Genomic DNA, 255 nt, shown 5'->3' with positions numbered 1-255 from the left:
TTCGACTGTTTCTGCCGTTACTACCCGTGTCACCACAGCAGAGCAGAATATTAGTGCTCTTGACGGCAAGATTGCCTTAAGAGTTACAAAGACTGAGTTTGATGCGTTGCAGATCGGCGGAAGGAATCTATTACGTGACTCTCACTTAGAAAAAGCAGGAAGTAATGAGTACCTAATGTATGCAGATTTATTATCTCTTTTTGATACTCACGGTATTGGGCAATTTACTTTTAGTTTTGATATGAAGGTTACAAA

At 39.6% G+C, this 255-nt stretch carries 1 protein-coding gene; it reads left to right on the top strand.

The features are described from left to right. Positions 1 to 255: hypothetical protein (locus tag G6554_RS25500; protein ID WP_166246860.1), on the top strand; the 255-nt coding region annotated here is incomplete at both ends.

Source organism: Bacillus sp. MM2020_4, from assembly GCF_011250555.1.
Classification (GTDB): Bacteria; Bacillota; Bacilli; order Bacillales; family Cytobacillaceae; genus Neobacillus.
The sequence above is the reverse complement of the archived record's forward strand: the minus strand, read 5'-3'. Positions and strand labels throughout refer to the sequence as shown.